A 6563-nucleotide genomic window follows, 5' to 3' on the forward strand; every position below is an offset into this window, starting at 1 on the left:
GGGGGGGGGCGGCCGGGCTCCCCGCCCCCCCCCCGGGGTAGTGCCGGCCGCTGGCCGGCATTCCCCTTCAATCGGCCGGGTCAGGCCTCGGCTTCTTCCGGTTCGTTGGCCTGCTGGCGGCTGCGCTCCGGCAGCTTCAGGCGCTTGCCCTCTTCGTCGTACTCGATCAGCAGTACGCCGGAGTCGTGGCGGCCGCTGATTTCGACGAAGCAGGCGCCACCGATGAACGGCTCCAGCGTCATCACCGACTTCAGCGGGGTGGCGACCACCATCTGGAAGCCGAAGTTGTCGAAGATGTTCATCGCCAGCGCGGTGAACTCGTTGTCGGCCTTGTCGAAGGCCTCGTCGAGCACGACCGCCGCGTAACTGGGCAGCTGGCTGTCAGCGCCGCCGAGCTGGTAGCGCAGCGCTGCTGCCAGGCAGGTGGTGGCCAGCTTCTGGCGCTGGCCACCGGACTTGCCGGCGCCGCTGCGGTAGATCTCGACCTGCTGGCGCGTTTCCGCATCCAGCTCGACGCCGATGAACTCCACGTGCATGCGCACGTCCAGCACCAGCTCGCGCCAGCGCTTGTCCTCGCCTTCCTGCGAGCCGAGGCGGTTGACCAGCTGGCGCAGCACGGTGAACTGCGATTCGGCCAGCTCGCGCTGCTCGGTCTGCTGCTGCGACAGCACCTCGCGCAGCTGCAGGTGGAACTCAGCGACCTCCGGCAGGCGGCGGTCGCTCAGTTCGATGGTCAGCAGCGTGCCACGGTTGAACGGCACCTGCTCCAGGCTGGCGTTCACCTCGTCCAGGCGCTGGCCGATCGACTTGCGGGCCTCTGCGCTGTGGCGCTGCAGGGCCAGCAGGTTGTTCTTGCTCTGGTTCTGCAGCAGGTCGAAGAAGCGCTCTTCGTGCTGTGGCAGGCCGTCGCGTTCCAGCCGTTCGAGGCGTGCGAGGAAGTCCTCGGCCGAGGCCACCGACACGGTGAAGTCGCCCGACTCCTCCGGCCACTGCTGGATGAAGCGACGGAAGCAGCCGATCAGCTGGTTCTCGATGCGGTTGAGGTCCTGCTGCGAGGACGACAACTGCTCGTTCAGCGCGTTGCTGACCTGGCGCATGTGCGCTTCGAGCGTTTCCAGGCTGAGCGGACCCTGTTCCTGCAGGCGCTCGGCGAGGCCGGCTTCCTGCTCCTGGGCCAGGCTCGGCAGCACCAGTGCACGGCTCTGCTGGCGTGCGCGGTCCAGGCGATCACGTTCCTTGACCAGCTGGCCGCGCTCGACGCGGACGTCTTCATAGGTGCGGCGGGACTGCTCGATGTCGGCGCGCACGGCGTCGATCTGCTTGGCCAGCTTGGCGAGATCGGCGTTGCCTTCGCGCAGGTCGCGCAGGGTGGCTTCGATATCGCTCAGGCGCTGCTGCGGAGCGGCGATGTCGATCTCGTTCCAGCTGATGCTGACCAGCTCGTGGCAGGCCAGGCGGCGTTCGTTGTCGCGGTCACGCTGCCCGCGCAGGCGCGCGATGTCGGTCTCGCAGCTGGCGATGCGCTTGGCCAGTTCCTGTGCTTCGCGCTCGAAGGCGCCCACCTTGTCGTGGTTGTTGAAGCCGAGGATCCAGCGACGGCGGTCGCCCACCGCACTGCGGTCGTCCTTCTCGAAACGGTCGCCGGGATGCTTGACCTGGCCTTCGCGGGTGATGCCGCGGTCGACGTTGCGCAGCTGCTTGGCATCCACGCATTCGTAGTCGAAGCGCTTGCCCAGCTCGCGGCGCAGCCAGCTTTCGAATACATGCTCGCGCAGTTCAAGCTTGTGCAGCAGCGACTTCGCCGACGGCTCACGGGCGAATGCATCATCGTTGCGGCGCACGCGGTAGTAGGTGAAGCGCATGCCAAGGTGGGTACGGTTCACCCATTCGGCGACGTCGTTGTAATGCTTGTCGTCGACCAGCAGCGACAGCGCGAAGCCACCCAGCACGCGCTCGATGGCACCCTGCCAGCCCTGCTCTTCCGAGCGGACCTGGATCAGTTCGCCGACGAAGGGCAGTGCCGCCTCGGCGATGCCGGTTTCCTCGGCCAGGCGCGCGCGCAGCTTCTGCATCGGCGCCGGGATGTTGGAGGGCGTGCGCTGCATCGCTTCAAGTTCGGCACGGACCTCGCCGAAGCGGCGCTCGTCATCGCGCTTGCCGCCCAGGCGGTCACTGATCGCGTCGTCCAGTGCCGAGGAGGCACGCTGGCGGTCCTGCAGCTCGTTCTGTGCGCGCTCGACCAGTTCGGCGAAGCCATGGGCGTCGTCCGGCAGTTCGGCCCCCAGCTGCTGCGCCGCCTGGCGTGCCTGCTCGCGCTTGGCCTGACGGCGGTCGCGCTCAGCTTCGGCACGACCCTGCTCGCGTTCCAGTTCCTCGATGCGCTCACCGCCCTGCTGGCGGCGCTGCAGCTCCAGTTCGGCCAGGCGCTCGGTGTGATTGTCCAGTGCGGCACGGCGCTGGGCTTCTTCGCCAAGCAGGCCGCGGTCACGTACGTCCATCTCGCGCAGGCGCGCCTCGATCAGCGCTTGGCGCCGGCTTTCGCGGAAGCTGTCAACACCGAGCTTCAGCGCTTCGTCGTCGCCACGACGGCGGTGCATTTCCTTCAGATCGTTGTAGTAGGCGCGCGCCGGCAACAGGGTTTCCACCTGACGGCGGGCAGTGACCACCGCCTGGTGCGCGCCATCAAGCTCGGCGAAGTCGCTGACCAGGCGCTCGGCGGCGTCGAAGGTCTTCGGCGTGTCGAGCATGAAGTCGCGCAGGAAGACGTTGAGGTCGCCCAGGTTCTTCGCCGACTGCGTCTTGTGCAGCAGGCGCAGCGCCATCTCGTTGTCGATGCCGAGCAGGTCGCGGAAACGCTCTGCGTAGCCGGAGAACGTGTCGAAGTGGTGCAGGTCGGGCAGCTTCTGCTTCAGCTTGCGCAGGTCCAGGTCGAAGCCGCCGAGGTCCTTGGCAATGTCGAACGGGCGCTCGGCGATCATGTAGTGCTTGCGCACATCGCCGGCCGAGGTGCCGTTGCCGGAGATCCACAGCAGGCGCACCAGGCTGACCACGCGGCCATCGCCGGCGCGGTATTCCAGCACCAGCGCGGTCCAGGTCGCGCCCTTGCGCAGGTACTGGGTGGCGATTTCGCCGGTGCCGCTGTCCTGCTGGTCGGCCCACGCGCCGCGCACGTAGGACACCAGGTTGCGGTCGCGGCCACTGCGCTCGGCTTCACGTGCAGCGGCGTTGAAGTCGACGATGGCCGGTGGCGTCAGCAGCGCGGACATGGCATCGAGCAGGGTCGACTTGCCCGAGCCGGAGCGGCCGACGAACAGGAAGCCGCGCTCGGCGATCGGTACTTCGGTCAGGCCGTTGAAGGTGCCCCAGTTGTGCACCTGCAGGCGGCGCATGCGGAACTGCTGCAGGCGCGGGTCCGGCAGGCCTTCGTTGAACAGGGCGGGAGTGTGCTTGGAGATAGCCATGCGATGGTCGGGTCTCTCAGGCCTCGGCGGCCGGGGTTTCACGCAGCTGGCGGTAGACCGCCGAAAGCTGGGACACGTCTTCGGCGGAGAACAGCAGCTTCAGCGCCGGCGAGACTTCGTGGCGGTCTTCCTGGCCGCTGAGGCGGGTCAGGATGTGGTTGTCCTTCATCTTCTGCACCGCCGATGCGACGCGACGGTTGAAGCCGGCGCGGTCGGTGGACAGGTTCTTTTCGTAGATGGCCAGCGCTTCGGCCATCTCGGCATCGGCGACCACCGCGCGGTTGCCGCGCGCATCGGCCTCGGCCAGCTGCTGGCGAAGGTACAGCAGCAGCACCGAGTCGATGAAGGTCAGCGGCGAGGTGCGCAGCAGCACCGGCGCATCGACGTCTTCGGTATCGGCCTGGCGGGTGAACGCCACGCCACTGTCGCGGTCGAGCACCAGTTCCAGGAACAGGTCGGCCAGCGACGAGCGGATGGCCGCCTCGCTGCGGATCAGCGCCGGCCACAGCTTGGCGTGGCGCAGCTGGTCGATGCTGGGGCCGATCAGCAGCTGGCACAGCGCACGGCGCGCATCCAGCGGCAGGCGCCCGGTATCGCCGAGGTAGTACACGTCGTTGCCACGGCGGGGCTGCGCCACGGCCGCCACCGGCTCGGCCTCGTAGGCGTTTTCCGCCACGTCGGCCTGCGGTGCGTCGATGGGATCTTCATGCCAGCTCATGGCGTCTCTCCTGGGTGAACCAAACCAGCGGGATGCGGGCGCGACGGATCTGGCCGTCGCCACCACGCCATTGCGCAAGCTCCTGCTCGCCGGCGATCACGTTGCCGAAGCGCGTGCCCAGCGACAGGTAGCCGATGACGCTGCCAAGACCTTGCGGCGCTTCGCGCTGCGAAAGGGCCTGGGCGATGCTGAGCCGCGGCTGCGCATCGAGAAGGTCGTGCAGGTCGCGGCGCAGGGTACGGAAGTCGATTTCGGACGAAGCGACCAGATCGCCAACGCTTTCCAGGCTGATCGCGGCTGCGTCGTTGTATTCGACGTTGCCATCGACCTGGGCGCTGCGCGGATCGTGCAGTTTCCATTGCGACCACGAGCGCAGGCGGCTGGTGGTCAGCTGCAGGTCGCGGCCGATGCCGCGTTGTGCGGGGAACTCGTCGCGCAGAGCGAGCGCTTCGGACTGCGCCTGCTTGAGCAGCTGGTTGAGGCGACGCTGTTCCAGATAGCCACGGCTCTGCACGAAGCCGCGCAGGCTGCGCGCGAAGTTCTGCAGCACATCGTGCACCTGGCCACCGCGCTCGAGCATGGTGCTGGTGAAGCCGCGCAGGAAGTTGCGTTCGTTGCGGTCCAGGCGGCGGGCGAAGCCACGCGCCAGCACCGCTTCCAGCGCGGCATCGAGCTGGGCGCTCTGCTCGGCGTCGTTGAGCAGGCGCCAGAAGGCCTGGAAGCTACGCCCGGCATCACTTTCGCCAATCACGTCCACGCCTTCGAACAGCTGCGACAGCACATCGCCGCGCTCGCCCTCGTCGTCGATGATGCGTTCGCGGAACTCGCGGTTGAGCTGCTCGAAGTCGTCGCGCACGCGGCGGAAGTCCTCGGTCAGCTCGTCGGCCAGGCCGATGATCTGGCGCGCACGTTCCAGCGCGCGCTTGCCGTCCAGCGCGATCACACGGCCGGCGCCGACACGGGCGATCTCGGCGTCGATCCGGTCGCGCTCGTCGCGCAGCGCCGACAGGCGGGCGTCCGGATCGGATTCGGTCTGCGCGGCCAGCTGCGAGAGCTGTTCGATGACCAGCGCCAGGCGGCTCTCGGTGGCGGCCACACGGGCCTGCTCGAGGCCGTCGGCGAATCGGATCGCCTGCAGTGCCGCGGTCGACAGCTCGTACTGCTCCTGGTCGGCACCGTCGGGCAGGCGGCGTTCCAGCCAGCCCTGGGCCAGCCAGTGTGCGATATAGGCCTGCGCGGTACGCGGCAGCTCGCGCGACAGTTCGTCGCCGTTGAGCTGATCCAGCGCACGCTGCAGGCGCTCGTTGAGCACCGACGACGGCAGCGTGCGCTCGCCGTCCATCAGCAGCCCCTGCAGCAGGCCGATGATTTCCGGGGCGTGGTCGGCAGCAAGCAGCTTCCACTGGGGCTGTTCGCGCAGATGGCGGTAACGGGAGATGCGTTCGCGGTGCTTCATGCAGCGAAAGGAGTCATGAGGGCTGGCGGGGACGAGCAGCCGCCCGCGGCGGCCGCGCGGGCAGCCGTGGGCATGCCGGCCCGCAGAGGCCGGCGGAGTGCGGTCAAGCGGCTCAGCGCTTGCCGCCCACTTCGATGAAGCGCAGGAACTCGGCGCGGGTACGCGCGTCGTCGCGGAAGCTGCCCAGCATCTTGGAGGTGACCATGCTGACGCCGCGCTTGTGGATGCCGCGGGTGGTCATGCATTCGTGGGCGCCCTCGACGACCACGCCGACGCCGATCGGCTGCAGCACATCCTGGATGCACTGGGCGATCTGCGCGGTCATCTTCTCCTGCACCTGGAAACGGCGGGCGTAGGCTTCGACGACGCGGGCCAGCTTGCTGATGCCCACCACCTTGCCGGCCGGCAGGTAGCCGACATGCACGCGGCCGATGATCGGCGCCATGTGGTGTTCGCAGTGGCTTTCGTACTCGATGTCGCGCAGGACGATGAGTTCGTCATAGCCGGCCACTTCCTCGAAGGTGCGCTCCATGTAGGCGGGCGGGTCATCGCGGTAACCGCTGAACCAGTCGCCATAGGCTTCGGCGACACGGCGGGGGGTATCCAGCAGGCCTTCGCGGGACGGGTCCTCACCGGCCCAGCGCAGCAGGGTGCGCACGGCATCCTCGGCCTGGTCCTGGGTCACGTCGCCCTGCGGGGCGGCCTTTTCGTTGTTCTTGCTCATTGCGTACAGCGTCCCGAACGGGGGGCGAGCATCGTACCCGACCGGGGGGTGGGTCGTCCTGTGGGGACGGTTCATCGGGGGGTTCTTGCGGCGCCTCGTTGCTATCGGTTTGGAGGGGGAGAGGGGGCTGCGCAGGACACGCCGTAAACCCGTCCATGGGGGCTCGTTGGGGCCATGGATTGGGCCAAATATACGCACATCACA

4 protein-coding genes are annotated in these 6563 nt (G+C 68.0%); all 4 read right to left on the reverse strand.

The features are described 5' to 3' along the window. Positions 1 to 80: 80 nt before the first annotated feature. Positions 81 to 3461, reverse strand: a complete 3381-nt coding sequence (locus ACM0PY_RS20640) for an ATP-binding protein (protein ID WP_053496750.1) — start codon at positions 3459 to 3461, stop codon at positions 81 to 83. A 16-nt stretch (positions 3462 to 3477) separates the two neighbouring features. Next, positions 3478 to 4179 (reverse strand): DUF4194 domain-containing protein, encoded by a 702-nt coding sequence (locus ACM0PY_RS20645; protein ID WP_180885192.1) that lies wholly within the window; start codon positions 4177 to 4179, stop codon positions 3478 to 3480. Continuing rightward, positions 4166 to 5635: a DUF3375 domain-containing protein gene (locus tag ACM0PY_RS20650; protein ID WP_164093654.1), complete on the reverse strand. Its 1470-nt coding sequence runs from the start codon at positions 5633 to 5635 to the stop codon at positions 4166 to 4168. The genes ACM0PY_RS20645 and ACM0PY_RS20650 overlap by 14 nt, the downstream gene beginning before the upstream one ends. 112 nt (positions 5636 to 5747) lie before the next feature. Beyond that, a complete protein-coding gene (folE, locus tag ACM0PY_RS20655) occupies positions 5748 to 6359 on the reverse strand; it encodes a GTP cyclohydrolase I FolE (protein WP_414609516.1) in 612 nt (203 codons plus the stop codon). Between the last annotated feature and the right edge of the window lie 204 nt (positions 6360 to 6563).

Source organism: Stenotrophomonas sp. BR163, from assembly GCF_047520985.2.
Classification (GTDB): Bacteria; Pseudomonadota; Gammaproteobacteria; order Xanthomonadales; family Xanthomonadaceae; genus Stenotrophomonas; species Stenotrophomonas sepilia.

Coding starts and splice junctions, on each gene's coding strand:
- ACM0PY_RS20640 (WP_053496750.1), bottom strand. CDS start 3,461: ATGGCTATCTCCAAGCACACTCCCGCCCTGTTCAACGAAGGCCTGCCG.
- ACM0PY_RS20645 (WP_180885192.1), bottom strand. CDS start 4,179: ATGAGCTGGCATGAAGATCCCATCGACGCACCGCAGGCCGACGTGGCG.
- ACM0PY_RS20650 (WP_164093654.1), bottom strand. CDS start 5,635: ATGAAGCACCGCGAACGCATCTCCCGTTACCGCCATCTGCGCGAACAG.
- folE (WP_414609516.1), bottom strand. CDS start 6,359: ATGAGCAAGAACAACGAAAAGGCCGCCCCGCAGGGCGACGTGACCCAG.